The following is a 26,195-nucleotide window of genomic DNA, read 5'->3' as shown; positions in this document are numbered from 1 at the left end:
CAGGGTGCACCGCCTTCCTATCCCAACCGCCTACCAAAGAGCGGCACTACGTTCGAGGCTTGTGGGGCCGGTTGTTGGCGCGCCGGTTCCGCAAGGGGACGGGTCAGCGGGGCCTGCTTCCCACCTTCGTTCTCCGCGATGTAGTCAGCGTAGACGTTGAGCGTAGTCACGTAGGACGCGTGCCCGAGCCACTTCGAGACCTGCATGTAGTGCTCCCCCGCGCTCAGGCTCATCACCGCGAACGTGTGGCGGAGGTCATGCCAGCGGGAGTGCGGCAACCCGACCGCGCGTAGGGCGGGCTCGAAGTAGTGGTCAGCGACGTTGCCGGGGTTGATCGGAACGCTCCACTTGTACCCCTCGGACGGGGCGGGCCGAATGCAGGTCACCGTCGGGTCGTAGGTCGCGTTGCGGCGGTCGGCCGCTCCGTTCTTCCGACGTACCTCAGGGTCAACGACCGCCGCGCGCTCGGGTCGAATAGCGTCTTGGGTCAGGCCGTCCGGCATCGTCTCCCCCGTCGCATACCGACCAGGGAACAACGGCGCGTTCGGGTCGTAGTCCGCGTGGTCGGGGTTGCCGAACGGGTGGACCTCCGAGAGGTACCGGCGCAAGTCGTCCGCCAGCCACGCGTCAATCGGCACTGCCCTACGGCTGCGCTTGCTCTTCGGGGTGCCGGTCTCGAAGCCACCCCGAACGGCTCGCCTTGTCCGCGTCACGCGCAGAAACCCATTGCGGCCCTCAACCTCTGGCAACCCCACGTCCCCGACGTTAAGGCCGGCAAGCTCTCCCGCGCGGAGTCCGCTGTAGGCGCTCGTCGTCACTGCCAACGCGTAGATCGGGTAACCCTGGACGCGGGCGATGTGGTCGGTTACAGCACCTACCTGTTCGGCGGTGAGTGGTCGCGGCTCGAACTCGGGGGTGTCCGCGTCGATGGTGGTCCGACCGAGCGGCACCGAATGCACCGGGTTAGCCGGGATCGCCCCGTCCACGACCGCAACGTCCAAGATCCTCCGCAGCACGTCGTACGCAGGCTTGATCGTGGTCCTCGCCAACGTAACCATCTCCACCGGCTCGTCGGGTCGGTAGCTGCGCTTCGGTCGCGGACTCAGCAGATCAGCCCGGAACCGCCGTATGTCCGCGGCAGTGATCGAGGCGACGGCCCGCGTGGCAAAGGCGTCTGCGATGTAGCGCTTGTAGACGGCTTCGGTCTCCCGCGCATACCTCGGCTTCACTGCCCCGGCCAAACCCTCGAAGTACTGGTGAGCAAAGTAACCGAGCGCCTGATCTCCGAGCTTGCGGAGTTCCGACGGCGACGCGGCAACTACTTTGTGCCGCTGAGCGTTAAGTTCGTCGCAGTACTCCTGGGCTGCTTCCTTCGACCGGAAGGTGCGTTGCCGGTTGACCTCCTTGGCTCGTCCGTCGGGCCTGCCTGGGTTGAAAGGGATCGGTCGCCCGTGCTCGTCGCGTGCCTTCTCGGTCCACCGAACCCGATACGACGGGACTGGCTTGCCGTCCTTGGTGCGCTTGGTCTCGGCCTTCTCGATGTGGGGCATTGCTACTTCTTTCCGGTTCCGAAGATTGCGCCGATCACGATGAACGCGATGGGCAGGACGACCACGAGAATCAGGGCGAAGGTGTCCATCTCAGGCCACGCCCTCTCGCTGGAGCAGGCGGCGAATCGTGCTGGCCTGCCACTTTGACCCGCCACCGGGCGTTGGCACGCCGATCTGGTCGAGCCGTTCGGAGATGCGCTGCGCGCTGACCTTGTCCTCGGTACGAAGCGCCACAATCTCGGCGACGATCTCGGGCACAATTCTCGACGGGCGGCCAAGTTGCTTACCCTGCGCCCTGGCGCGGCGCAGTCCCTCCTTGGTTCTCTCGCTGGTCTTCCGACGCTCTTCGGCGGCCATCGAAATGCGAATGTCCGCGAGTAGGCGCTGGCTCGGATCACCGCTGTCGGCTCGCTCGCAGTCGAGTAGCCTCCAATTACGTTGCGCTGCTCGCTTAAACAACGCAGCAGCATCGAGCTGGTCACGTGAGATCCGATCCAGGGCGCGAACGAGAAGCGCATCTGCGAGACCAGACTCGATCGCTCGAATCGCTGCTTCGCGTCCCCACATCTTTTCACTGCTACCGCCACTGACCACGTCGTGCGTGACAGTCAGCAGGTTCAAATCATTTGCTGCACAGTAGCTTCGCATGTGGTCCAGTTGAGCGCCGAGACCGTGGCCGCGTTCACTCTGAGTGGCTGTGCTGACACGGGCGTATCCGATGACTCTGAGGCCCTTGAGTTTTGGTCCTGCGTGTTCGCGCTGGTCGAGCGATTGCATCGTCGTCATTTCGGTTCTCCTGGAGCGTCGGAAGTCGAGGCGGATAGGGCGTAAACGTTCGTATACGCCTCGAAGCGTAAGCGTTTCCGCCCCTAAACGCTACAAGCCCTGCTACAAACAGATTCCTCGAAGGGTTTCTTCCACAGTGCATTTCGTCCCTAACGACTTGAACCCCCGAGACGAGACGAGTCCCCCGATTCGCCGTCAACGCTGGGGAGCTGTGGAGCTAGGTGGGTGACAGAGCCATCATCGCTTCCCGTTCGGCCCGTACTTCGCGAGAGGTCGGTAGCGACGCCGACCCTGACCCTGTGACCACTGCTGAGGTCGGGTTGAGCTGATTGACGGAGGGTCCGGGAGGGTGAGGCTGACCGGGGAGACAAGCGCGTCCTGCAGCCAGAGTGAGTGATTATCGACCTCTGCTCAGAACCAGTCCCATCCCTCCTCAGGCGGCGCCGGCATCCGCGCACCAAAGTTCCCGACGTTCAACTTGCTCGGTGCTTTCCTGCGTTCTTCCTCGTCGGCCGCCATAGCGTCGACCTCGGCCCACATCTTCGCGTCTCGGCGTGCGTACCTGACGCGGTCGTTCTCCAGAACCACTGCTTCGTGCCGCGCAGTCCGCCGCTCACTCGTCCACGACTCACTCGCCATCACGTCCTCCCATCTTCTCGTCCAAGGTGATCCGAGTCGTCGATACTCGCTCCTGGGCCGAGGGAAGGCGGGTACGGGGGTACGCGTACCCCCGTCGGCGTCGTTCGGCCGATTCGCTTCCTTACCCGCGATTGATATTTTGTGTGTTGACCAGGCGTTTTACGGTCACTGCACTGCACGATTCCTCCACTTTTCACTTTCCTTCTCGCGCTAGGCGGGTACTTCGTACCCGCGTACCCGCCTAGAGCGTGTCTCCCAAATTTGAGAGGTGCTGTCAGCGATGATATTTCGATGACGCGCGTGGGAGTGATCAGTGACGAGTTCTGGGAGATCGTCGAGCCAGTGATACCCACCGACGTGGGAAAACGTGGGCGGCGGTTCGCCGAGCACCGGCGAATTCTGGAGGGCATCGCATACCGATTCCGTACCGGGTGTCCGTGGCGAGATCTGCCGGAGGACTTCGGTCCGTGGCAGACGGTGTGGAAACGCCACCACCGATGGTCCTTCGATGGCACCTACGACGAGATGCTTGCCGCGGTGGCCGAGGTGTTCGGTCTCGACCCGGAAGAACTCGACGGCGATATCGGGGCGGTGCTCTCGATCGACTCGACCAGCGTCCGGGCGCATCAGCATGCGGCCGGTGCGCGAGCCGACACTCTCACAGGGGGCCTTGTCGAATTACAAGAAATCCGTCGACGAACCCGCTGACCACGCGTTGGGTCGATCTCGCGGAGGATTCACCACGAAGATCCATGCACTGACCGACCTGACGTGCTCGCCGGTGACGATGCTGCTGACCGGTGGGCAAGCCGGGGACAATCCACAGTTGGTGCCGTTGCTCGATGCCCACCGAGCTGCCGGTGGGGACCAGGACTACCGATTGCTCGCCGACAAGGCGTACACCCATCCCAGTACCCGCACCGAACTGCGTCGCCGCAAGATCAAACACACCATTCCCGAGCGCAGCGACCAGAAGCAGCGACGGGCCGACAAGGGGTCCGCCGGTGGTCGTCCACCGGGTTTCGATCCGACGATGTACAAGCACCGCAACACCGTCGAGCGTGGCTTCGGGCGGCTCAAACAGTGGCGTGGTGTGGCCACTCGATATGACAAGTACGCCATGACATTCCTCGGGGGCGTTGTCCTGTGCGCGGCACTTCTGCACTCCCGCAACCACAACCACCGCCCGGCGATGAAAACGAAAACGGACCCAATTTAAGAGACACGCTCTAGACGCCCTCTTCCGACGCAGTCCTGCGATCACCCCGTCCAGGAGACCCGCACGCCCTTCGTTCCCTTGTATTCGAAGTCCTCCAGCTCAACGTCCCCAAGATCGACCAGAGCACCAAGCGCGTCCTCGACTAATTCCCGGTCTCGTTGAGCGACTCGCTTTTTGAGCTGATTCATCGTCATGGGGCTGGTCTTGCGTAGGTTGCCGGCGACTCGCTTGAAGCGGGCCGTATCGACCACCTCGGCCTTGACCAATTCGCGCTCGCCTTCGGTCTGGCCGCGGTGACGATTAAGCTGGGCAGCTTTGAAAGCCACGTCCTTCTGCACTTGTGCGCGCGTGCGGTCACTGACTGTCATCACCATGCCCGCCAGGTCCCAGTCGGATTCGTTGACCGCGTCGGTTCGCCCATCGAGAACCATGAGCGCCGCAGCCACCTTTAATCGAGCTAGGATTGCGTGCCCGTCGAGTCCGTCCCGCGCCCCTCCCCGCAACTTCACGAGGTGCGTACTGTGGATCAGGTCTACAGCGACACTTGGGAGTTGAAGCGCCTGAAGCTCGGAGTGCTTGACCGGATGTTGTAGACCGAGAACGTCAACCTCGATGAGATGGGTGACCTCGCCACCTTCCAGAACCGGCTGCGCCGAAGATGCCGATTCATGAGTAGCTACAACACCCCTAGGCCAACGGTGAAGCGCCAACGTACCCGGGTCGTCCGGGGCTTCATCAGGAGCGTCCGGGTCAGTCGTCGGCATCCACAAGAACCGTTGGGTGGTGCCGCCGTCGCTGTCCTCCAACAACGCGCGGGATCGTCCAGGCTGCACCCCGACCACCATCGTCATCCGGTACCGGTGATTGAGGATCGGAACCGCCTTGTCCGCGGTGGCGTAGCCGAAGCCGAGGCGTTCGCCCATCCACGCCTTCCGAAGCTCCGGCATCAACGTCGAGTTGGAGCGGTTGCCGAGGGCTGCGAGGGTGTCGATTTCGGCAACGGAGAACATGACGGAGTTGCGGAGGTTGACTTGTTTGCCGCTGGCTTTGTAGGCGTATTGCTTCGGTATGCCTTCCCCGCTGCCGGGCGTCGCAACGTACACGTCTGGGGTGGTGTCGATAGCGTCGGCAGCGGCACTCTCCGACGAGCCCTTTCCGTCGCCGGACGCAGCAACCAACGCCACGAAGAAATTGAGGCTGGCGTGACTGCCGATCGTAGGAGGCAACACGACCGACGGCGGGACGACGGCAAGCACGCGGGCTAAAACCGCTCCCAGCATCGACCACGGGCCGACTCGACGCGAACGGGCAAACATGCGCAGGTGCTGGAGGGAGGGCCGCGAATCCCAGAAGGCATCCTCATCGACAACCGCATGCGCCGGATCGTCGCGGTTGATCCGAGCTAGCGTCTCATCCGGACTAGCCACTGCCGCTTGTGCTGCGGCCCACTCGGCGGTTCTGCGGAACTCGTTCGGCCCCGGACTAGAGCGTGTCTCTTAAATTGGGTCCGTTTTCGTTTTCATCGCCGGGCGGTGGTTGTGGTTGCGGGAGTGCAGAACTGCCGCGCACAGGACAACGCCCCCGAGGAATGTCATGGCGTACTTGTCATATCGAGTGGCCACACCACGCCACTGTTTGAGCCGCCCGAAGCCACGCTCGACGGTGTTGCGGTGCTTGTACATCGTCGGATCGAAACCCGGTGGACGACCACCGGCGGACCCCTTGTCGGCCCGTCGCTGCTTCTGGTCGCTGCGCTCGGGAATGGTGTGTTTGATCTTGCGGCGACGCAGTTCGGTGCGGGTACTGGGATGGGTGTACGCCTTGTCGGCGAGCAATCGGTAGTCCTGGTCCCCACCGGCAGCTCGGTGGGCATCGAGCAACGGCACCAACTGTGGATTGTCCCCGGCTTGCCCACCGGTCAGCAGCATCGTCACCGGCGAGCACGTCAGGTCGGTCAGTGCATGGATCTTCGTGGTGAATCCTCCGCGAGATCGACCCAACGCGTGGTCAGCGGGTTCGTCGACGGATTTCTTGTAATTCGACAAGGCCCCCTGTGAGAGTGTCGGCTCGCGCACCGGCCGCATGCTGATGCGCCCGGACGCTGGTCGAGTCGATCGAGAGCACCGCCCCGATATCGCCGTCGAGTTCTTCCGGGTCGAGACCGAACACCTCGGCCACCGCGGCAAGCATCTCGTCGTAGGTGCCATCGAAGGACCATCGGTGGTGGCGTTTCCACACCGTCTGCCACGGACCGAAGTCCTCCGGCAGATCTCGCCACGGACACCCGGTACGGAATCGGTATGCGATGCCCTCCAGAATTCGCCGGTGCTCGGCGAACCGCCGCCCACGTTTTCCCACGTCGGTGGGTATCACTGGCTCGACGATCTCCCAGAACTCGTCACTGATCACTCCCACGCGCGTCATCGAAATATCATCGCTGACAGCACCTCTCAAATTTGGGAGACACGCTCTAAGCACAGTAGCTGCCGAGAACCTGACCCACCTGAGCGCGGAGATGCTCCGCGCAGCAGACACACCGACCGCAGACACCACCTCGATTTTTCGCGCCTGCCTAGCGTACGTTCGCGTCGCGTGGAAATACCCGAATCACTACCGCCTGGAGTTCGGCGGCGACTACGCGTTCAAACCGAGCGAAGTACTGAAAACCGCTGCCGCCGAATTCAACTCATACTTTCATGAGCTCGTAGTGGATGCTCAACGGAGCAGGCTATTGATCCCCGACGACCCCCGAGACGTCGGCCCGCTCCTCTGGGTCCTGCTGCACGGACTGGCCATGTCCAACCACCTCGTGGCGGAGGATGCAGGCAAGTCCAGCACTGCCTACGGAGTCGATGACCTGGAGCGTGTACTCGGTCTCGCCTTGCAGAACCTTTCCCCAGGCTGAGGCATTGCGCCCCACCCCCGGGGTTGCTACTATCGAACATATGTGCCCCTCCTTACGTTTGTGTGGGGAGTTTGACCTCGATTCCACCGAGGTTCAGGTAGATCATCGCCTTGAGTGATTCAGCGGAATGATGACCGTAACCACGGGCGTTGATCAGCCTGATCTTCGAGTTGATTCCCTCGATGAGAGCATTCGAAATGCCTAGCTCGATTGCCGCACAGATCGCCTCCGCTTTCTTCTCGATCATGCGGGCCAGTTGTACGAACGCGATGATCCCGCAGGACCGCGCTTCCTCGATCCAACGCCGTAAGTAACGCGCGGCATTGGGGGGAGCGACCTTGCGGTAGAGATCGCGGAACTGTTCCTTCAAACGCCACGCAGTCCCGACTTCGGTGTCGGCAGTGATGACCGTTCGCAGCAGCGACTTGTGAGTCTTGGTCAGCCGATTCTTACCCAGCCGCAACGCTGTTCGAGCCTTGCGCCATTGGGGCGCCTGCATCGTCAACGTACGACGAACCGACGCCGCATCGGAGAACACTCGGTCCAGAGCACGGTTGACCCACTGCATGACATGAAAGGGATCCATGCATTGGCGGGCGCGCGGGACGTGATGTTCGGCGGCGGCCCGGAAAGCCGGAGACCCGTCCATCGACACCACCTGCACCGCGCCTCGTTCCCGGGCGGACTGTTGCTCGAAAAATTCCGAAAACGACTCACGCCCTCGGCCCTCGGCGATGTACACGACCTTGCCGGTGTCGTGATCGCCGACGATGGTGAGGTACTTGTGCGGATGCCGATAGCAGATTTCGTCGACACCGATCCGATACAGCCTGTCGAGCCGACGCGAATCGATCAACGCATCGACCGCCCGCGTGACGATGGAGGTGACCGTACGCCACGCACAGCGCATCAACGTCGAGACCGAGGTGCGATCGGTACGCGTCACCAGCCACAGCACTGTGTCTTCGAAGTCCCGCGTGTGTCGTGCTCTCGGCCTTGCCCACGGCACGTCCTCGGTTCGAACGCCGCAGGTCGGGCACTCTATTCGGTGGATCGAGTAGACCAGCCACACCTTGTGGCGACCGAAATCGAGATGCCGCCACCGTCTGGGCGCCTGGTCGTACGATGCGGCAGTGGTGTACCCGCACGGACACTTCGACCGCCGCGCACGACGCCGCAACACGACCTCGACGGAGCTATCTGTGATCGACACATCCGATACCGATGCACCGGGAATCTGAAGCAGACGGTTAAATGCAGTACTGACGCGCACGTGTAGCGGCCCTCCGGGTTGAGGTTGGTGTAGGAACCCCGAAATCTAGAGGCCCAGCACGTGCGCGTCCCTCATCTCACCGGCAACTCGCCGAACACTGCGTCCAACAACACAACCCACCCTGAACAGCAGAAATGGCGCCCACACAAACCTCAGGAGCGCCACATATGTTCGAGAGATTCAGGGGGTCTCGTGGAAGCATCCGAAGTTCTGAAGTTGGTTGCGCAGCTGCAGCAGTCGACGGGCATCGTCGACGCCACTGCCGGGATCGACCTGATCTCTGCGCTCGAAACCTTGAAGTCGACCTGTTCGGCCGTTCAAGCCAGCGCAACCGATGGCGTGGCTACTGCGATCGCCGAGCAGAGGCGCGCAATCGGTAAACCGAAGGCGCAGTGGCGCGCTGGGGTTGCCTCACAGATCGGCCTCGCCAGGCGCGAATCGCCGAACAAAGGGGGCCGATTCCTCGGCCTTGCTCGTGCACTGATTCACGAAATGCCACACACGTATGCACGGCTGCTGGCGGGTGAGCTCAACGAATGGCGAGTGACGCTGCTCGTGCGTGAAACAGCATGCCTGACAGTCGAAGACCGACAGGTCATCGACAAGCGGCTGTGCTCGGACCCGGCAACTCTGAAGAACCTCGGCGACAAAACCATCGAGTCGAAGGCCAAAGTCTTGGCCGCCCAACTCGATCCGGCATCGGTAGTGAAGAAGAAGCAGAAGGCGTTCTCTCAGCGCCGCACCAGCACCCGCCCACAACCCGACTACATGTGCGAATTCAAGACATTGACGTCGATGGACCGCGCCGTCAGCATGTGGGCGACATTGCGTAAGGCCGCCGACTCGATCGTGGGCGTCGGCAGCGAAACACGTACCCGCGACCAGGTCATGGCCGACCTTGCGTACGAACGCATCACAGGCGCCACCACCGCGAAAGCCGGGGCCGCAGTAGCCGTCAACCTCGTACTGTCCGACGAAACCCTCCTGGCCGGCAGCAAAGAACCTGCCCACCTGGACGGCTACGGCGAGATTCCCGCATCGATCGCGCGGCAACTCGTCCGCGACGCGCTAGCCGAGGACGTACGAGTTACCCTCCGAAAGCTCTACGCGGAACCATCCTCGGGAGCACTCACTGCGATGGAATCGAAATCGCGGACCTTCCCGACTGCGTTGGCCCGACTCATCGACCTCAGGGACCGTAGATGCCGGACTCCGTGGTGCGATGCTCCAATTCGCCACCGCGACCACATCCGATCGTTCGCCCGCGGGGGCAAGACCACCGCGAACAACGGTGCCGGGCTGTGCGCAGCGTGCAACCATGCGAAGGAAGCCGATGGCTGGGAGTCGGGACCTCGGCCGAAATCGAAAGGCGTGGTCCACGTCTACGACTTCGAAACTCCGACCGGTCACGCTTACAGCTCGGAGGCACCGCGAATGCCGGTTGCACGCCGCTACTCGTCGTTCTTCGAACACGAACTCACTTTGAACATGACGGCAGCGTGAATGCCTGATGCATCACTCGGGGAAGGATCAGGACGGGTCAGCGGTTACACTCGGAGACGACGCGCGTAGCTGCACGTCAGACGTCGTGGAATGCTTCTACTTCCGCCCGGCTCCGGCCGCGTAGTCCATGTGCACCCTGCACAGGCTTTTCTTACGGCGATCGAAACTGCCCACCGGCAGTCTCGCCACCCTTGCATTCTCGGGCCATAGCCCATGGGTGCAACACCCTGCCCGAAAGGCGCAACCCATCACTATGACTACCTTTGCTTCACTCGGCGTACCGCACGCTCTCGCCGACGTTCTCTCTTCACAGGGCAAGACCGAACCGTTCCCCATCCAGGCCGACACCCTGCCCGACACCCTCGTAGGACGCGACGTCCTCGGGCGCGGCAAGACCGGCAGCGGCAAGACCCTCGCCTTCGCAATCCCCATGGTCGCCCGGCTCGCCGGACAGCTCCCCGGCAACCGCAAGCCCGGTCGCCCGCGCGGACTGATCCTCGCCCCGACCCGCGAGCTCGCAACTCAGATCGCCGTCGCCATCGAACCGCTGGCAGCGGCATACAAGCTCAAGGTCACCACCATCTTCGGTGGCGTCTCGCAGAATCGTCAGGTCTCGGCACTCAACGGCGGAGTCGACATCGTCGTCGCATGCCCCGGTCGTCTCGAAGACCTCATGAAGCAGCGCCACGTGAGCCTCGATGCAGTGCAGATCACCGTGCTCGACGAAGCCGACCACATGGCCGACCTCGGCTTCCTCCCGGTCGTGACGCGTATCCTCGCCGCCACACCGCAGAAGGGACAGCGTCTGCTGTTCTCCGCGACACTGGACAACGGCGTCGACAAGCTGGTCAAGCGCTTCCTCACCGACCAGGTCACCCACTCGGTCGACGAAGCCACCTCACACGTCGAAGCGATGACGCACAGCGTCTTCGAGGTCGACGGCGTCGAAGCGAAGAAGAAGCTCGTCCAGCAGCTCGCGTCGGGAACCGGTCGCCGGATCCTGTTCATGCGCACCAAGCACCAGGCTCGCAAGCTCGCCAAGCAGCTCACCGACGCCGGCATTCCGTCCGTCGACCTGCACGGCAACCTGTCTCAGGCAGCGCGTGACCGCAACCTGCTCGCCTTCTCTTCGGGTGACGCTCGTGTTCTCGTCGCCACCGACGTTGCCGCACGCGGAGTCCACGTCGACGATGTCCAGCTCGTCGTCCACGTCGATCCGCCCGCCGAGCACAAGGCGTACCTGCACCGCTCCGGCCGCACCGCTCGTGCGGGAAGCGCCGGAGACGTCGTCACGGTCGTCCTGCCCGAACAGCGCAAAGACACTGCAATTCTGCTGCGCAAGGCCGACATCAAGGTGACGCCCATTCGGGTCACTGCAGATTCGCCTCAGGTAGCCGAGCTGGTCGGTGAGCAGGCCCGTTACGTACAGCCTGCACCCAAGGCGGCGCCTCAGCCGCAGCGTCAGGGAACACCCCGTCCGCGCAACGGCGCTCCTCGCGGAGGCGGTCAGCGTCAGCACGCCGCCGTCGGTGGACGTCGTCGCCGGCCCGCAGGTCCAGCGGCAAGCCAGCGGACTCGCTGACCTACAGCGTTCGAGCAAAACACAGCGACGTCGGTTCATCTACGTAGGCGCCGAAGGGATCGATCTTCGAATACCCTTCGCGCTCGTAGAACCGAACGGCGTCCGGCTGACCTGGTCCGGTCTCGAGCTTCAGTACGCGAATTCCCAACCCTCGCGCACTGTCCTCGAGTCGGCGCAGGATTGCGACAGAAGCACCGCGTCCTCGTTGTGCGGGGACGACATACATGCGCTTGATCTCAGCTTCGTCGTTGCCGAGCAACCGGAGACCGCCGCACCCGATCCCGACGGCGTTGTGGTCACGCGCGACGACGAAGACGGCGATGTCGGCGACCGACGGCGCCGCGCCGGGTTCGTGATCGCTGGTGCCGTACCGGGCATCGAGCTCGGCTCGTTGTGCCGCCCGCAGCTGGGCGCCTACCGGGGTTTCCCATTGTTCTTCGTCGACGGTGATCACCGCGAGAGTCTAAGTCGCCAGCTGGCACACTGGACAGGTGACCGACAGCCCCGCAGACGCGACCACGCGAACAGCATTGACGCCGGCGGAGTTGGCGACCGCGGCGGTCATGAGCAGCTTCACAGTGGGGCTGTCGGTCGTCGCGATGGTCGTACCGATGGCCACCGCCCTACAGATCGTCGCGGCAGTACCGATGGCTGTGGTCGCGCAACGACACCGCACCCGTGCGCTGGTCGCAGCTGCTGCCGCCGGAGTTCTCGTTGCCTTCGCCGTAGCGGGCACCACCACGGCGTTCACCGTCGGAATGTCGGCGCTGCTCGGCGGTCTGGTAGGCAGGAGCAAGCGTAAGAAGCAAGGTCTCCTGTCTGTTCTCGCTACGTCCGCGGTGGTCGGACCCGCCATCGGACTCGTCAGCGTCGGTATCCTCTTCCTTCTGACCCCGCTGCGCGAGCTGTTTCTCCGGACGATCGAGAACACTGTCGAGGGTGTCGCAAGACTGATGTCGAGGGCCGAAATTCTGGTGTCCCCCGCAGACGTGTTGCGTGGCAGCGTCGGCGCGATCCTCGACAACTGGTGGTGGTGGATCCTCGGCACGACAAGTCTGTCCATCATCGTCGGGGCACTGTTCACGTGGCTGATTCTCGGCGCGGTCCTCGACCGACTGGCCACGATTCCGGTCGTCGAACATCTACCTACGTCAGGCGCCGGCACCGTAGCGCCCTTGCCGCTACAACTGACGGGCGTCGGATTTCGATACGGTGAATCCCGCACCGCCGCACTGACGGACATAAATCTCACCGTCGACTTCGGTGAGTTCATCGCAGTCGTCGGACACAACGGTTCCGGGAAATCGACGCTCGCTCGGATTCTCGCCGGCCGCGCTCCGACGTCGGGACATGTTGCCCGCCCCGGAGTGGCCGGGCTCGGTTTGATCGGCGGCACCGCAGTGGTCTCGCAGCGACCCGAAAGCCAAGTGCTCGGCAGCCGAGTATCCGACGACGTGGTGTGGGGACTCCCGCCGGGCCACGAACTCGACGTCGACGCGTTGCTCGCCGAGGTCGGTCTGACCGGGATGGGCGATCGCGACACCTCGTCGCTGTCCGGTGGCCAGCTACAACGACTCGCGGTGGCTTCCGCTCTGGCTCGCCAGCCTGCGCTTTTGATCGCCGACGAGGCAACAGCGATGATCGACGCCGAAGGCCGGACGACGCTGGTGGCCCTGCTCGCCGCTCTGCCGAAGCGCCATCGGATGTCGGTCGTCCTCGTCACCCACCAGGAGCTCGAGACGACTGCCGCCGATCGAGTGATTCATCTGCACAGCGGAGTCCAGGTCGACCATGTGCCCGAATGGATGCGTGCCCCGCTCACCGGATCGGCACGGCCCCTTCACAGCGGATCTCATCAGCGCACGGGACCGGCACTGATGCATCTGCGCGGCATCGCACACACCTACAACCGCAGAACTCCGTGGTCGCAGCGCGCCCTCGACGGAGTGGACCTGACGATCGCCACGGGTGACGGCATCCTGATCCTCGGCGGCAATGGATCCGGAAAGTCCACTCTGGCTTGGGTTCTCGCAGGCCTGACGAAGCCCTCGGAGGGATCCGCCGAATTCAACGGTAGCGACATCAGTCGCAACGTCGGAGCCGTCGGTCTCGCATTTCAGCACTCACGGCTGCAGCTGCAGCGGCGAACGGTTGCCGAGGACATCGAATCCGCCGGCGGTCCCGAAGTCGGCTCCGCAGCGGTGTCACGCGCCATGGATGCAGTCGGATTGGATCGGCTTCTTGCGGGCCGCGAAATCGACTCGCTGAGCGGCGGTCAGATGCGACGCGTGGTCATCGCAGGTCTCGTGGTCAACAAGCCGAGAATCCTCGTACTCGACGAACCCCTCGCCGGGCTCGACCCACCGGGACGGACCGAGATCACCGAGGTACTCGGAACGCTGCGCCGTCAAGGGATTGCAGTGGTAGTGATCTCGCACGACATCGACGGCATGGATCGAATCTGCGACCGGACCATCACCCTCGACACCGGCCGTATCGTGTCCGAACTTGCTACGCCGGGGGTGCCGTCATGACCACGGTCGTCCTCCGACAAGTTCCGCGTCCGTCGCCGATCCATCGTCTGTGGGCCGGAACGAAATTGATCGCGGTCTTGTTGATCAGTGTCACCATCGTCGTTGCTCCGTCATGGATTTCGATCGGCATAATCGTCGGACTTCTCGTCGTGACTGCCGCGATCGGACATATTCCTCCTACGGCGCTTCCCCGTCCGCCACTGTGGATCTGGGGATTGTTCCTGGCCGGCGCACTACTCAATCTGCCTCTCGGAGGCGATGCCGTTCTCCTCTTTCTCCGTACCACCGTGTTCGCGTTCGTATTGCTCGGTGCGTCGCTGATGATCGGGTGGACGACATCGATGAGCGATATCGCCCCGGCGATAACGGTGCTCGGGAAGCCGTTGACGAAGCTGCGGTTGCCGGTCGACGAGTGGGCCGCAACCGTCGCACTGTGCCTGCGATCCTTGCCTCTGCTGATCGAGGAGATGCGGACCATGATCGCCGCACGACGGCTTCGACCGAAGTCCGTACTGAACAGTGCCGCAGACAATTCCATCGTGGATCTCATCACCGCCACGATGTCGATCGCGATCCGGCGTGCCACCGAGATGGGTGAGGCCATCACCGCCCGCGGTGGATCAGGTCAGATTTCGGCACACCCGAGCAGACCGCATCTGTCCGACGCCCTTGCCCTCGTCGTCGTCGTGCTGTGTTGCGCCGCAGCTATCACGCTGACGTTCGTCTGATCGACGTCATTCCCCGCCGATTCGCTGCGTTCTGCTGTTCAGAGCCTGCACGAACACGTCGGGGATATCTCGTGGATCCTCTGCCACATAGCTGGTTCCGCCCGTCGCAGCCGAAATGCGCTGGAGAGCAACCGGATCTGCGTCGGTGGTGATACCCACCGTCACGATCACGACCGGCCGAACCGGATCCTGCTCTCGCTGCAGGGTATCGACGAGCTGATCGAGACTCGGGCTGCCCTCGTCCTCGTTGGTGCCATCGGTCAGCAGAATGACACTGTTGACGAACTTCGGGTCGTACCCCTCCTTGACCCGGCGAAATGCTGCCAGCGTGGTGTCGTACAAACCGGTTCCGCCACCGACGAGCGAGGGCAACGTTCCGATAGCCGCAAGGATGGCCTCACGCTGCGGAAGACCGTTCACCACGTTGGACACCGGGCCGAGCGGAACGAGCTCGCGGTAGTCCTGGTTGCCGCCGCCGAGACCGATCGAGAACGCCCACAGACCCATCTCCGTCTGATCACTGAACAGGGCATTCGCACCAAGGCTCGCCTCGACGGTCAGTGCCATCCGAGTCGAGTCACCTGACTTGGCCGCCATCGAACCGGACACATCCTCGACAACGAGGGTGCGCAGTGGCAGTGCCAGTACGGACCAGTCGCGCAACGTCGACTCGATCGCCAGAGGATTCTTCAGTTCCAACGACGCGACCGAGCCGACTCCCGCATTGTCGGCCAACGGAATGCCACTCGCCTGACGGAACCCCGCAGCAGCGAAAGCGTCCGTGGCCGTAGTCGTCGCAAGCACCGAGGACAGCGCGGTTCCGGCGTCCTTGACGCGGTCGTAGTCGGGTCCGGCAGCTGCGGTTATCGCAAGCGGGTAGTTCAGGAAGTAGCTGCCCGTCGGCGGAACCGTCGCCACCACCGGGGCATCCGGATGTGCTGAGTTGTAGGCAACGACGCTCTGTTCGGTCGCCACACTGCTACCGCCGTCGGTCGCGGCTTGCTCGACGAGGTCTGCCGTGTCGTGGGGTTCGTCGACGATGCGTCCGAAATCCTGCGCTTTCGGCACCAGAGCTGCGGACACTGCTTGGGCGTCGGAGATGGCTACTTCCGACTCGGCCAGGGCGCCGAGTATCGACGCGAGTGAGGCGCTGCTGTTCAGCGGATCGCCGATGCGCACCGCTGGAGCCTGCAGCACTTCGAGCCAGGTGTTCGCCGGAGTCGATTCACCCGCCCGGGTGACCACTACCGGCATGGTGTTGACGACCGAGGACTTGGTGACCTCCGGCAGCGCGCCGGTCGACCGGAGTGTCTTGAGCAACCACAACGTCGAGTCGGGAATCCAGAGATCGGGACGGTTCTCGTCGGTGCCAGCCAACTCGGTTGCGGTGTCGGTGGGGGCTTCCGCGCGTACTTCGAAGTCGGTGCAGCCACGTTCGACGACGTCGGAGGTGGAGAGGATGTCGGAGATGACGGGCGCAACGGTCGGATCCACCGCGAGCGAGACCTGGTCCACAGTGTCGCAACCGCCACCACCTGCTCGTACGGCCTGGACACCGAAGTAGCCACCGACCACCACGACCACAGCAACTACTGCCAGCGCAGCCCATGCGTAGGCCGGATTCCTTGGTGTCCCTGCTCCGTGACGCCCCGACATTTCCGTTGACTCCCCTTGATTCAGCGACATTCGGGCATCGAGCAGACTTCGATGCCAAAAGTAGCGGTTGATTCAGCGTCCCGCGCGGCTTTTGAGAGCATTCACAAACACGTTTGGAATTTCTGCAGGATTTCTCGCCAGAAAACTTGTTCCACCGGTTGCTGCCGAGATCTGCTGGAGGACGCCCGCGTCGGCGTCGTCGGTGATACCGATCGTCACGATGATCACCGGCTTGGTCGGGTCCTGCTCGGCGCGCAGGCTGGCGAGCAGTTCATCGAGCGAGATGCTGCCCGGATCCTCGTTCGAACCGTCGGTCAAGATGATCACGCTGTTGATGTAATCCGGGTCGTACCCTTCCTTGACCTGACGGAATGCAGCGAGTGTCGTGTCGTAGAGACCCGTACCGCCTCCCACCAGCCCCGGCAACGATCGGATCTGCTGGCGGATCAGCTCTCGCTGGGTAGTCCCGTCGACATTCTCGTATAGCTGCCGGATCGGGGCCAGTTCTCGATAGTCCTGACTTCCGCCGCCGAGGCCGATCGAAAACGCCCATAGGCCCAGTGCGGCGTTGTCGGGAAACAGCGCGCTGCCCGTTTCGCTGGCCTGGACGGTCAGCCCGATCCTGGTGTCGGCGCCGGCGCTGTAGCCCATCGAACCGGACACATCCTCCATCACCAGCGTGCGTGATGGCAGCGCAAGAACCTGATAGCGGCGCAACGTCGTTTCGGCGGTTTGTTGGTCGGTGATGGTCAGGGCAGCGACGTCGCCCAGCCCACGACCATCGCTCAACGGGGCATTGTCCGGTGCGCGGAAACCGGCCTCGGACAATGCCTGCAGCCCTGCTTCGGAGGCCAGAGCATCGGCGACAGCCAACCCGGCCGTCTTGGCAGCCTCCCTACGAGTCTCCTCCGGCTCGGTGACCGCGAGCGGAAAGTTGAGAAAGAAGGAGCCGGTCGGCGGCGCCGTCACACCGAATTCGGTACCGGTCGAGTCTTGGTAGCCGACGAGCGTCTGCTCCGACACCACGGAGACTCCCCCGTCCGCGGCTGTCTCCTCGAGACGCACGACGGGATCCGCTTCACCACGGGTGGCGGCCTGCGCCTGCGCGATCGGAACCAACGCTGCGGATACGGAATCGACGGCATCGGCGTCGGTACCTGCTTCGGCGAGCGCACCGAGGATGGCGGCGTCGGAAACCGTGTTGGTGAGCGGGTTTCCGATCCGAAGGCCCTTCAGCTGCAACGCCGTCAGCCACGAGTCGAAGAACGGGACCTCGTCCTTCCGTGCCGCGATGAGCACCGGCGAACTTGCGACGGACTGACTGGCAACATCGACGAGCGAACCCGTCGCTCGCACAGCCTTGCCCACCCACAGCGCGGAATCTGGAATCCACAGCGACGGGACGTCGACCCCCATGGACACTGCCGCGGATGCGTTGCCGGATTCGGTCGCGGTGACATCGACGTTCGCGCACCCGAGATCTTCCGCCGACGTGTCGGCGACAACCTGCTCGACGACATCTGCGATCGCAGGGTCAGCGGCCAAGGAAAAGGTCTGCGGGTTCTTGCAGCCCGACCCGAAAGCCTTCTGCGCGGCATAGACACCACCGCCGACGACGAGAAGGAGAACGACGGCAATTACTCCGTATTTCACCAGCCCTGTCGAGCCGGACGCCGAGGTGGGCGTCGCACTGTGTCTACCGGGCATTGTTGAACCTCTCCGTAGTGAGCGAGAGACTTCGTGAAACAGACTCCCGCTGTGCGGTTGCGCAAGATCGTAACGCGGCCGCAGGCAGCGAAGTGAGAACGCGCCAGAACTAGGCGTACAGGGACTCGAAGGTCTTCATCGAATTCTCGATGTCACCCTTGAGCGCTCGCGCAACACCTGAACCGATGGGACCGAACAGGGGCGCGCCGCCGAGCTCGACATCGAGCGACAGGTCCGAACCACCGTTCTTGGCAGCCGCCACCGACAACACGAGGCTGATCTTGACGCCGCCCTTACCGTTGCCCTTGAGCTTCAGCTTCTTCGGCGGGTCGAAGCTCTCGATGGTCCAGCGCACCCGATTGCGCATTCCCTTGACACTCGCAACCGATTCCAGGGTGGTGCCTTCCGACAACTGTTCGGGCAGCTCACAACGCCAGCCTTCGTGGATGGACAACCACTTCTCGTAGTCGGCGAGATCGGACGCGTGCGTCCATGCTGTCTCAGGGTCGAGGGGGACGTTGACGGATACCTTCAGCTTGGCCACGCAGGGATAGTAACCACAAGCGTCGAGTTTCCTGCGTGAGGTTGGCCCTATCAGCGCGCGCCGCACTGTGAGGAGTCACAATTTCACCGCTCTACCTCGACGCACGACGAGGGCGACCGACGTGTATGCCGGCCGCCCTCGTCGAGTGGAATTCTTGCCAGTAGAACTCAGTGAGCGCTTGCCTTCTCCGCACCGATACCGGTGAGCGAGCGGACCTCCATCTCGGCCTGCTTGGCGCGAGACTCGGAATCCTTCGACACAAAAGTGCCGACGATACCCAGGACGAACGCCAGCGGGATGGAGACGATGCCCGGGTTCGACAGCGGGAACCAGGCGAAGTCCGAGCCCGGGATCATCGAGGTCGGCGAACCGGACACTGCCGGTGAGAAAACGATCAGGACGAGCGTCGAGATCAATCCGCCGTACATGCTGCACAGTGCGCCGGTGGTGTTGAAGCGACGCCAGAACAACGAGTACACGATGGTCGGCAGGTTCGCGGCCGCTGCGACTGCGAATGCGAGTGCAACCAGGAAGGCGATGTTCTGACCGTTCGCCAGGATGCCGAGGCCGATCGCGAGAATGCCGATCACGACAGCGGTGATCCGTGAAACCTTGACCTGCTTCTTCTCGTCGACGTCGCCCTTTTTGATGACGCTCGCATAGATGTCGTGTGCGAACGATGCCGAGGCCGTGATCGTGAGACCGGCGACCACCGCGAGGATTGTCGCGAAAGCGACCGCGGAGATGACACCGAGCAGGATGACACCGCCGAGTTCGAACGCGAGAAGTGGTGCAGCGGAGTTCTGTCCGCCGGCCGACGCAAGGATTCGGTCGGGTCCGACGATTGCTGCCGCTCCGTAGCCGAGTACCAGGGTGAAGAGGTAGAACGCGCCGATGAGAGCGATGGCCCAGACAACGCTGCGACGTGCTTCCTTGGCGGTGGGCACGGTGTAGAAACGCATGAGAACGTGTGGGAGGCCTGCAGTTCCGAGCACCAGCGCGATGCCGAGCGACAGGAAGTTGAGCTTGGACATGTTGCTGCCGCCGTACTGAGCACCCGGTTCGAGCACGTCACGAGCAGCGACTGCCTGAGAGGCCGATCCGGAGACGGTCTCCTGCGCACTACCGAGAAGCTCGGAGATGTTGAACCCGAACTTCGCCAGCACCAGCACGGTCATGAACAGTGCACCGGCGATCAACAGAACCGCCTTGATGATCTGGACCCACGTGGTGCCCTTCATGCCGCCGACAAGGACGTAGACGATCATCAGCACACCCACGACCGCGATCACGATGGACTGGCCGGTGCGATCGGAGATATCGAGGAGCAGTGCAACGAGTCCGCCTGCGCCTGCCATCTGCGCGAGAAGGTAGAACAGCGACACAGTCAGAGTGGACAGCGCTGCTGCAGTCCGAACCGGACGTTGCTTCAAGCGGAAGCTCAGCACGTCGGCCATCGTGAATTTACCTGTGTTGCGCAATAGTTCGGCAACGAGGAGCAAAGCAACGAGCCAGGCGACGAGGAAGCCGATGGAGTAGAGGAATCCGTCGTAGCCGTACACCGCAATGGCACCCGCGATACCGAGGAAGCTCGCCGCCGAGAGGTAGTCACCGGCAATTGCGATGCCGTTCTGCGGCCCCGAGAATCCGCCACCCGCGGTGAAGAATTCGGATGCTGTCGCGTTCTTCTTCGATGCCCGGATGACGACGAACATCGTGACAGCGACGAAGGCGCCGAAGATCGCCATGTTGATCAGTGGTTCGCCGACGGTGGTGTCCGCGGCTTCTTGAGCGAATAGGCTGATCATGACAGCTTGGCCTCCTGGGAGGTGATCATCTCGGCGCGCAGCGCTTCGGCGCGCGGATCGAGTTCACGGTTCGCGAACCTCACGTAGATTCCCGTGATCGCAAAGGTGGTGACGAACTGGCCGAGCCCGAGTAGCAAGCCGATGTTGACGTTGCCCCATACCGGGGTCGACATGAAACCCGACGCGTAGGTACTGAGCAACACGTAGATGACATACCAGATCAGGAAGAACGCGGTCATCGGAAATACGAAGCTGCGCAGTCGTCGTCGCAACTCCTGGAATTCCGGACTGGCTTGCATGTCGATGAACGCTTGCTCGTCTGGTAGCGGAGGCGTATCCGGTGTGCTCACGTCGCTTGCTCCCTCTTCTTCCCTATCACGGGCTGTGATTGGAACCGATGCCTGACGTTAATGAGAGCGTGGTCACAAAGATATGGAGTGGTGCCAGTCACACGACCAGCAGTCGGACTCTGCGCCGAGCGGTCACCTGACGACGATGAACGGAGAACCCGTTCGGGCTAGAGCTCGCGCTCCCGATCACGGCCGACACCGAGACGTTCCGGCGCATGAAGCCGGGTCAAAATGCGTCCGACGTCGCTCGGAACGGACCGCGAGGTGGCCTTGCTGACCGTATACATCAGGCCGAAGGCGAGCGGAACACTGACAGCGGCCGGATATCCCAGGATCGCGGCCGCCCAGCCGTCGAGCCAGGAATCCGGAATGCCGAACACCGACAACGACGCGGCGGTCAGCGACACCGCTCCGCCCCCGATCAGTCCGGCTGCTGCTCCTGCGGCGGTCAAACCGCGCCACCAAATGCCGAGCACCAACAGGGGACACAGCGTCGATGCGGCGACCGCGAACACCAGTCCTACCGTTCGAGAGAGATCGAGCGAGACCAGCCCGAGGGACAGCACCAGCGGCACGGCCCCCGCCAGCACCGCAGCGATCCGAAAGTCGCGAACTCGCCCCTTCAGCACGTCCGTGCTCAGTACCCCGGCGATGCTCACCAACAGCCCCGACGACGTCGACAGGAAGGCCGCGATGGCACCGGCTGCGACCAACGCTGCGAGCAATTGACCGCCTACTCCCGAGAGCACCGAACCTGGCAGCAACAAGACCGCAGCGTCGGAGGTCCCGGTGATCAGCAGCTGGGGCACGTACAACCGTGCAAAGACACCCAGCAACGTCGGGAACAGGTAGAACATGCCGAGCAGGCCGAGAACGGTGAGCGAGGTCAGCCTCGCTGCGCGCCCATCCGGATTGGTATAGAACCTGACCAGGACATGCGGCAGGCCGAGCGTGCCGAGGAACGTTGCGAGGATCAGCGAGTAAACCTGGTACAGGGGGTGCATTCCGCCGAGACCACCACCAGGCGTGGCCCATTCACGATCGGTGGGCGGCGCACCGGCCACGACGGGTACCGGTGAATCCGCGTCGAGAATCAGGGACGTGCCCTCACCGAGCTCGTGGGTCCCGGCACCCAGCGCGATTCTGCCGTCGACGCCCTCGCCGTCGACCGTGCCGCGCACCGTCACCTCGATGGGCGAATCCACCTGCACGAGAACGTCGGTGCTGATGTCTACGGTCGTCACACGGTCCACCGTCGGCGGGGCAGGACTACCGACGGCGCGATCGTCGGCGAAGAAATGCAGTGCGAGAACGACGGCCGGCACCGCGACTGCAGTCAGTTTCAGCCAGTACTGAAATGCCTGGACGAACGTGATCGATCGCATGCCGCCGCCCACCACGTTCGCAATGACGATGATGCCGACGACGGCCGCACCGACCCACCCGGGCACGCCGAGCAGAATATTGAGCGTCAACCCGGCGCCTTGAAACTGCGGAACCAGGTAGAGCGCGCAGATGATGACGACGACGAACATGGCGAGCTTGCGGAGCTGCAGCGATCCGAGCCGGAATTCCGCAAAGTCGGGGACCGTATACGCTCCGCTCCGCCGCAGCGGGGCAGCCACGAACAGCAGCAGACCCAGGTACCCGGCGGTGAACCCGATCGGGTACCACAACGCATCGGCGCCGTACTTGGCGATAAGCCCGGCGACCCCCAGGAACGATGCAGCCGAGAGATATTCGCCGGAAATCGCGGCCGCGTTCCACTTCGGCCCCACCGTGCGAGAAGCCACCAGAAAATCCGAGGTGGTACGGGCCAGCCGGACCCCGTAGATTCCGATGGCGACCGTCGCAACGGCCGCGATCAACAAGGCAGCGACCGTTATCCATGGAACGTACGTCATGGCTAGTCGTCCACCAGGTCGACGAACTCCTGCTCGGTGCGCTCCGCCTGCCGCACGTACACCCAGCCGACGCCGAGGAGCAGGGGGTAGACGGCGATACCGAGAATCAACCACGGCAACCGAATTCCGAACAGCGTGGCGTGAGAATAGGCGGGAACCAACAACCCGACGAGTGGAATCGCGAAGAGAATGCACAGGGTCAGCGCAGCGAGCCGAACCGACAGCCAGAGTTGCGCTCGCACCAAAGAACGCACCATCGCGTCGCCGACCTCGGTCTGTTCCTGTACTTCGACGCGGGTGCGAACGATTCGAGCACCACGACGACGCGCCAGTACGACGCGTTCCCGGGGGAGCTTTCGACCCTCGGTCACCGACTCGACCAGGACTGCAACGGCCCTCGGACGAGCCGATCCTTCAGCTCACGGGTGTGCCGCCGACTCACCGGTAGCTCGACAGCGGCCAACGCGCCCTGTCCCCGCAGGCACACCACCAGCCCCGATCCCACGCTCTTGATCCCCGTCACCAGCGAAAGCGATACCAGGTACGACCTGTGCACTCGAAGGAAACCGACGTCTGCCCAACGGCTTTCGAGAGTGGAGATCGGAATCCGCACGAGATGCGAACCGCTCGTCGTGTGGAGTCGGGCGTAATCGCCGTCGGCTTCGACCCACCCCACACTCGCCCGCTGCACGAGCGTCGTCGTACCCCCCAGTTCGACGGGAATGATCTCGTCCGACAACGTCGGCTCCTGCGTCTCGGTGCGTCGCCCCGCAGCGACGATACGACGCACCGACTCGGTCAGGCGGTCTTCACGCAGCGGCTTGAGCAGGTAGTCGACGGCACCGAGATCGAACGCGGCAACCGCGCGATCGTCGTGCGCAGTCACGAACACCACCGCGGGCGGCCGCGTGAAATTCGCGAGAATGCCCGCAAGCTCCAAACCGTCGAGACCCGGCATGTTTATGTCGAGAAACACCGCGTCGATCGCCGGCGACGACGGACCCACCGGATGCTGGAGGCGTCGCAAAGCAGTGGTCGCGTCGGAAGCGGTGTTCACCTCGGACACCAAGTCCTGCCGGTTCAGCAGGAAGGCCAGCTCGTCGAGAGCAGGCTTCTCGTCGTCGACCGCGAGAACGACGAGACCGGACACATCAGTCATGCTCGAATCCCCGCTCTGAACTTGGGCACCCGCATGCTGACCTTGGTCCCCGAGCCGAGTGCAGTGTCCACTACGAGACCGTAATCGTTGCCGAATGCCGCGCGCAATCGATCATCGACATTGGACAAACCGACGTGCGCCGCTTCCGCCGAATCGAGCGTCCCCGAGCGCAGGAGATCCGGGTCCATGCCGACACCGTCGTCCTCGACGCTGATGAGGCAGTCCGTTCCCTCGTCGGCGGCGACGATCGTGATGGTGCCGCCACCTTCCCGCCCCGACAGTCCGTGCCGCACGGCGTTCTCCACCAGTGGTTGCAGAGCAAGAAACGGCAGCGCAACGCTCAGCACTTCGGGCGCCACCTGCAGTGTGACCTGCAACGAGTCCCCGAAACGTGCGCGCTCGAGCGTGAGATAGCGGTCGATGTTGCGTAGCTCGTCAGCGAGGACCGTGAACTCGCCCGAGTTCCGGAACGAATAGCGAGTGAAGTCCGCGAACTCGAGCACCAACTCCCGCGCTCGATCCGGATCGGTACGCACGAACGAGGCAATCGTTCCGAGCGCGTTGTAGATGAAATGCGGACTGATCTGAGCGCGGAGTGCGCGCACTTCGGCTCGATCGAGCCTGGCACGGGATGCGTCCAGTTCGGCGAGCTCGATCTGTCCGCATGCGTACCTCGCGACCTCGGAGATGGCACCGAGCATTCCGGGACCCGGGACCGACCTGGTCACGACGCCGAGCACTCCGACGACCCCGACATCCTCGACAAGAAGTGGCTGCGCGATCAACGCACGCACCGTGTCGTCGCTTCCGAGTGGGCCCGTCAGAAGCACGCGGCGTTCACCGTCGACTGCGCGCTTCGCGGCCGCAGTGAATGTGTCGATCAGCTCGTCGTAGGGGCCGTTCCAAGTCAGCAGTCCGGCGTCCGCATCGGCGAGCCCGAGAGCGTCACCACCGGTCAACGCGCGCAGATATGGTGCAGCCTCGGCGGCCGACTCTGGGTCGAGTCCTCGGCGCAGCGACCGCGCAGCCATCGACGCGGTGTGCAGCGTCGCATGCACGGCACGCTCTTCCGGCGTCGTCAGGTCACGTCGACCCCGGAGACTGATGATGGCGACGGCGACGATCGCACCTGCAACCAGTACCGCGAACCACAGCAACGCGGATGTCATTCAGCCCCCCGAGCAGCTGTTCGGTGCGGGCAGGCCCGCGAACCGATCGGACAACCACGTCACCCCGGCGTACACCGCAGCCTGGTCCGAATGCCCTTGGCTCGGCTCCAGGCGTTCGGCGACGACGTCACCCATCGAGCATGCCTGCCCGACGGCGTCACGTGTCCACTTCGGATCGATCAACTGATCCTGCTCCCCCACCACGACGAGCAGCGGTACCTCGGACGGCTCTCGAGGAAGGGCGACAGAGGTCAACCAGTCGACCATCCGCAACCGCGACGCCTCGGTCTCGGGTGTCGAATCGCTCGGGACGAGCCGCGCCGCAGCGTCCGCCTTCTGTACTCCCAGCAGGTCCGTGCACGCAGTCAGTGCCCGCTGATCGCTGACCAGTGCACCGCGAACGAACTCGGACTCCACGACGTCCGGCTGCCGGTACTGCAGCCCTTCCACCAGAAACGGTGTCAACAATGTCTGTGGCAGCGTGTTGCTGTGTCCCGCGTCGAACATCGGTGCCATGTTCATCACAGGAGACAACGCTGCGCTACCCACGAGTTCGAGCCCATCGCCGTAGCCGCGCTTTTCAGCGGCAGCCCAGACCGCCTGTCCCCCTTGCGAATTACCGATTGCACCCCAACGGGTACCCGCGTCGGGAACGATGTTTCTCGCTGCACGAACAGCGTCGACGACGTTGTATGCCGCTGCATCCGGATCGAGGTACGGATGCGGTCCTGGCGTGCCGACACCTTCGTAATCGGTGACGGCAACGACCATTCCACGTTCGAGGAACGGAGCGACCATTCCGATGGTGCCCAACAGATTCGGGTACAGCGACGGTGCACATTCATCGGTGACACCGGTGGTGCCGTGCCCGACGGATACGATCGGCCAACCGCCCTCGGGCGGAACACCACGGGGTGTGAAAATCACCCCGGACACCTCCGTGCCACGATCGGCGCCGCGGGAGGTGGATCGGTACACGACGCGCGTGGCCGACGCGCCGAGGAAACGTACCGCAAGATCGGTATGCCCCATCTCCACTCGGGAGATGATGTCACCGCGCTCGGCACCGACGGGCGCCGCCGGTGCCGATTCGGCGGGTGGCGTCGTAAGCGCCTGTGGCTGTGCGCAACTGCCGACAAGACAAACCGCGGCCAGGACTACCATGAGGTTACGAGAAGT

21 protein-coding genes and 2 pseudogenes are annotated in these 26,195 nt (G+C 63.4%); 6 read left to right on the top strand and 17 right to left on the bottom strand.

The genetic code is table 11. The features are described 5' to 3' along the window. Positions 1-17: 17 nt before the first annotated feature. The 3 genes from WDS16_RS01355 to WDS16_RS01345 form a co-directional block, all read right to left on the bottom strand. On the bottom strand, positions 18-1,550 hold the full coding sequence (locus WDS16_RS01355; RefSeq protein ID WP_338889920.1) for a site-specific integrase: 1,533 nt from the start codon (positions 1,548-1,550) through the stop codon (positions 18-20). Between the two features lie 90 nt (positions 1,551-1,640). Continuing rightward, positions 1,641-2,336, bottom strand: coding sequence for a recombinase family protein (locus WDS16_RS01350; RefSeq protein WP_338889918.1), 696 nt, complete (start codon positions 2,334-2,336; stop codon positions 1,641-1,643). Between the two features lie 411 nt (positions 2,337-2,747). Then, positions 2,748-2,975 carry a hypothetical protein gene (locus WDS16_RS01345; protein ID WP_338889916.1) on the bottom strand — a complete coding sequence of 76 codons (228 nt, stop codon included), beginning with the start codon at positions 2,973-2,975 and terminating at the stop codon, positions 2,748-2,750. Positions 2,976-3,266: 291 nt separating this feature from the next. Between WDS16_RS01345 and WDS16_RS01340 the strand changes: the two are divergent. Beyond that, positions 3,267-4,194 (top strand): annotated as a pseudogene (locus WDS16_RS01340) (IS5 family transposase). A gap of 41 nt (positions 4,195-4,235) precedes the next feature. On the opposite strand, the gene WDS16_RS01335 reads toward WDS16_RS01340, so the two are convergent. Together WDS16_RS01335 and WDS16_RS01330 are read right to left on the bottom strand one after the other, a co-directional pair. Further along, positions 4,236-5,510: a hypothetical protein gene (locus tag WDS16_RS01335; protein WP_338889914.1), complete on the bottom strand. Its 1,275-nt coding sequence runs from the start codon at positions 5,508-5,510 to the stop codon at positions 4,236-4,238. A 180-nt stretch (positions 5,511-5,690) separates the two neighbouring features. Further along, positions 5,691-6,618 (bottom strand): annotated as a pseudogene (locus WDS16_RS01330) (IS5 family transposase). A 91-nt stretch (positions 6,619-6,709) separates the two neighbouring features. Here WDS16_RS01330 and WDS16_RS01325 point away from each other — a divergent pair. Further along, complete coding sequence (locus tag WDS16_RS01325; protein WP_338889912.1) at positions 6,710-7,099, top strand: TetR-like C-terminal domain-containing protein; 390 nt, start codon at positions 6,710-6,712, stop codon at positions 7,097-7,099. Between the two features lie 52 nt (positions 7,100-7,151). Here WDS16_RS01325 and WDS16_RS01320 read toward each other — a convergent pair whose 3' ends face one another. Further along, entirely contained in the window at positions 7,152-8,372 is a 1,221-nt protein-coding gene (locus WDS16_RS01320; RefSeq protein WP_422395740.1) for an ISL3 family transposase, read from the bottom strand. Between the two features lie 192 nt (positions 8,373-8,564). Between WDS16_RS01320 and WDS16_RS01315 the strand changes: the two genes are divergently transcribed. Further along, positions 8,565-9,875 (top strand): HNH endonuclease signature motif containing protein, encoded by a 1,311-nt coding sequence (locus WDS16_RS01315; RefSeq protein WP_338889910.1) that lies wholly within the window; start codon positions 8,565-8,567, stop codon positions 9,873-9,875. A gap of 253 nt (positions 9,876-10,128) precedes the next feature. Then, a complete protein-coding gene (locus WDS16_RS01310; RefSeq protein ID WP_338889908.1) occupies positions 10,129-11,457 on the top strand; it encodes a DEAD/DEAH box helicase in 1,329 nt (442 codons plus the stop codon). Position 11,458: 1 nt separating this feature from the next. Here the strand turns inward: WDS16_RS01310 and WDS16_RS01305 are convergent, their stop codons facing one another. Continuing rightward, positions 11,459-11,911, bottom strand: coding sequence for a GNAT family N-acetyltransferase (locus WDS16_RS01305; protein WP_338889907.1), 453 nt, complete (start codon positions 11,909-11,911; stop codon positions 11,459-11,461). 37 nt (positions 11,912-11,948) lie between these two features. Here WDS16_RS01305 and WDS16_RS01300 point away from each other — a divergent pair, with 37 nt between their 5' ends. Together WDS16_RS01300 and WDS16_RS01295 are read left to right on the top strand one after the other, a co-directional pair. After that, positions 11,949-13,991, top strand: a complete 2,043-nt coding sequence (locus WDS16_RS01300) for an ABC transporter ATP-binding protein (RefSeq protein ID WP_338889906.1) — start codon at positions 11,949-11,951, stop codon at positions 13,989-13,991. Then, a complete protein-coding gene (locus WDS16_RS01295) occupies positions 13,988-14,719 on the top strand; it encodes an energy-coupling factor transporter transmembrane protein EcfT (RefSeq protein WP_338889905.1) in 732 nt (243 codons plus the stop codon). Before WDS16_RS01300 ends, WDS16_RS01295 begins: the two co-directional genes overlap by 4 nt. Positions 14,720-14,725: 6 nt before the next feature. Here the strand turns inward: WDS16_RS01295 and WDS16_RS01290 are convergent, their stop codons facing one another. The 10 genes from WDS16_RS01290 to WDS16_RS01245 all read right to left on the bottom strand — a co-directional run bounded on the left by WDS16_RS01290 (position 14,726) and on the right by WDS16_RS01245 (position 26,180). Beyond that, positions 14,726-16,375 carry a VWA domain-containing protein gene (locus WDS16_RS01290; RefSeq protein WP_338889904.1) on the bottom strand — a complete coding sequence of 550 codons (1,650 nt, stop codon included), beginning with the start codon at positions 16,373-16,375 and terminating at the stop codon, positions 14,726-14,728. Positions 16,376-16,447: 72 nt separating this feature from the next. Beyond that, positions 16,448-18,013, bottom strand: a complete 1,566-nt coding sequence (locus WDS16_RS01285) for a substrate-binding domain-containing protein (protein ID WP_422395802.1) — start codon at positions 18,011-18,013, stop codon at positions 16,448-16,450. Between the two features lie 178 nt (positions 18,014-18,191). Continuing rightward, positions 18,192-18,626, bottom strand: coding sequence for a type II toxin-antitoxin system Rv0910 family toxin (locus WDS16_RS01280; protein WP_338889902.1), 435 nt, complete (start codon positions 18,624-18,626; stop codon positions 18,192-18,194). Positions 18,627-18,793: 167 nt separating this feature from the next. After that, positions 18,794-20,434 carry a cation acetate symporter gene (locus WDS16_RS01275; protein WP_338889901.1) on the bottom strand — a complete coding sequence of 547 codons (1,641 nt, stop codon included), beginning with the start codon at positions 20,432-20,434 and terminating at the stop codon, positions 18,794-18,796. Further along, positions 20,431-20,733, bottom strand: coding sequence for a DUF485 domain-containing protein (locus WDS16_RS01270; RefSeq protein ID WP_338893222.1), 303 nt, complete (start codon positions 20,731-20,733; stop codon positions 20,431-20,433). Before WDS16_RS01270 ends, WDS16_RS01275 begins: the two co-directional genes overlap by 4 nt. A 218-nt stretch (positions 20,734-20,951) precedes the next feature. Continuing rightward, positions 20,952-22,688, bottom strand: a complete 1,737-nt coding sequence (locus tag WDS16_RS01265; RefSeq protein ID WP_338889900.1) for a cation acetate symporter — start codon at positions 22,686-22,688, stop codon at positions 20,952-20,954. Positions 22,689-22,690: 2 nt separating this feature from the next. Next, entirely contained in the window at positions 22,691-23,059 is a 369-nt protein-coding gene (locus WDS16_RS01260) for a hypothetical protein (RefSeq protein ID WP_338889899.1), read from the bottom strand. Further along, positions 23,056-23,847 (bottom strand): LytTR family DNA-binding domain-containing protein, encoded by a 792-nt coding sequence (locus WDS16_RS01255; RefSeq protein WP_338889897.1) that lies wholly within the window; start codon positions 23,845-23,847, stop codon positions 23,056-23,058. The genes WDS16_RS01260 and WDS16_RS01255 overlap by 4 nt, the downstream gene beginning before the upstream one ends. Continuing rightward, positions 23,844-25,016 (bottom strand): sensor histidine kinase, encoded by a 1,173-nt coding sequence (locus tag WDS16_RS01250; protein WP_338889896.1) that lies wholly within the window; start codon positions 25,014-25,016, stop codon positions 23,844-23,846. Before WDS16_RS01250 ends, WDS16_RS01255 begins: the two co-directional genes overlap by 4 nt. After that, complete coding sequence (locus WDS16_RS01245; RefSeq protein ID WP_338889894.1) at positions 25,017-26,180, bottom strand: lipase family protein; 1,164 nt, start codon at positions 26,178-26,180, stop codon at positions 25,017-25,019. Between the last annotated feature and the right edge of the window lie 15 nt (positions 26,181-26,195).

The sequence above is a fragment of the Rhodococcus sovatensis genome (genome assembly GCF_037327425.1).
GTDB lineage: Bacteria > Actinomycetota > Actinomycetes > Mycobacteriales > Mycobacteriaceae > Rhodococcoides > Rhodococcoides sovatense.
Note: the sequence above shows the minus strand (reverse complement) of the source record. Positions and strands in the feature narration are given on the sequence as shown.

Excerpts from the sequence above, each read along its gene's own strand:
- WDS16_RS01295 (WP_338889905.1), top strand. The coding sequence starts at position 13,988 with ATGACCACGGTCGTCCTCCGACAAGTTCCGCGTCCGTCGCCGATCCAT.
- WDS16_RS01275 (WP_338889901.1), bottom strand. The coding sequence starts at position 20,434 with ATGATCAGCCTATTCGCTCAAGAAGCCGCGGACACCACCGTCGGCGAA.
- WDS16_RS01350 (WP_338889918.1), bottom strand. The coding sequence starts at position 2,336 with ATGACGACGATGCAATCGCTCGACCAGCGCGAACACGCAGGACCAAAA.
- WDS16_RS01270 (WP_338893222.1), bottom strand. The coding sequence starts at position 20,733 with ATGCAAGCCAGTCCGGAATTCCAGGAGTTGCGACGACGACTGCGCAGC.
- WDS16_RS01345 (WP_338889916.1), bottom strand. The coding sequence starts at position 2,975 with ATGGCGAGTGAGTCGTGGACGAGTGAGCGGCGGACTGCGCGGCACGAA.
- WDS16_RS01335 (WP_338889914.1), bottom strand. The coding sequence starts at position 5,510 with ATGTTTGCCCGTTCGCGTCGAGTCGGCCCGTGGTCGATGCTGGGAGCG.
- WDS16_RS01310 (WP_338889908.1), top strand. The coding sequence starts at position 10,129 with ATGACTACCTTTGCTTCACTCGGCGTACCGCACGCTCTCGCCGACGTT.
- WDS16_RS01250 (WP_338889896.1), bottom strand. The coding sequence starts at position 25,016 with ATGACATCCGCGTTGCTGTGGTTCGCGGTACTGGTTGCAGGTGCGATC.
- WDS16_RS01255 (WP_338889897.1), bottom strand. The coding sequence starts at position 23,847 with ATGACTGATGTGTCCGGTCTCGTCGTTCTCGCGGTCGACGACGAGAAG.
- WDS16_RS01265 (WP_338889900.1), bottom strand. The coding sequence starts at position 22,688 with ATGACGTACGTTCCATGGATAACGGTCGCTGCCTTGTTGATCGCGGCC.
- WDS16_RS01245 (WP_338889894.1), bottom strand. The coding sequence starts at position 26,180 with ATGGTAGTCCTGGCCGCGGTTTGTCTTGTCGGCAGTTGCGCACAGCCA.
- WDS16_RS01355 (WP_338889920.1), bottom strand. The coding sequence starts at position 1,550 with ATGCCCCACATCGAGAAGGCCGAGACCAAGCGCACCAAGGACGGCAAG.
- WDS16_RS01325 (WP_338889912.1), top strand. The coding sequence starts at position 6,710 with ATGCTCCGCGCAGCAGACACACCGACCGCAGACACCACCTCGATTTTT.
- WDS16_RS01290 (WP_338889904.1), bottom strand. The coding sequence starts at position 16,375 with ATGTCGGGGCGTCACGGAGCAGGGACACCAAGGAATCCGGCCTACGCA.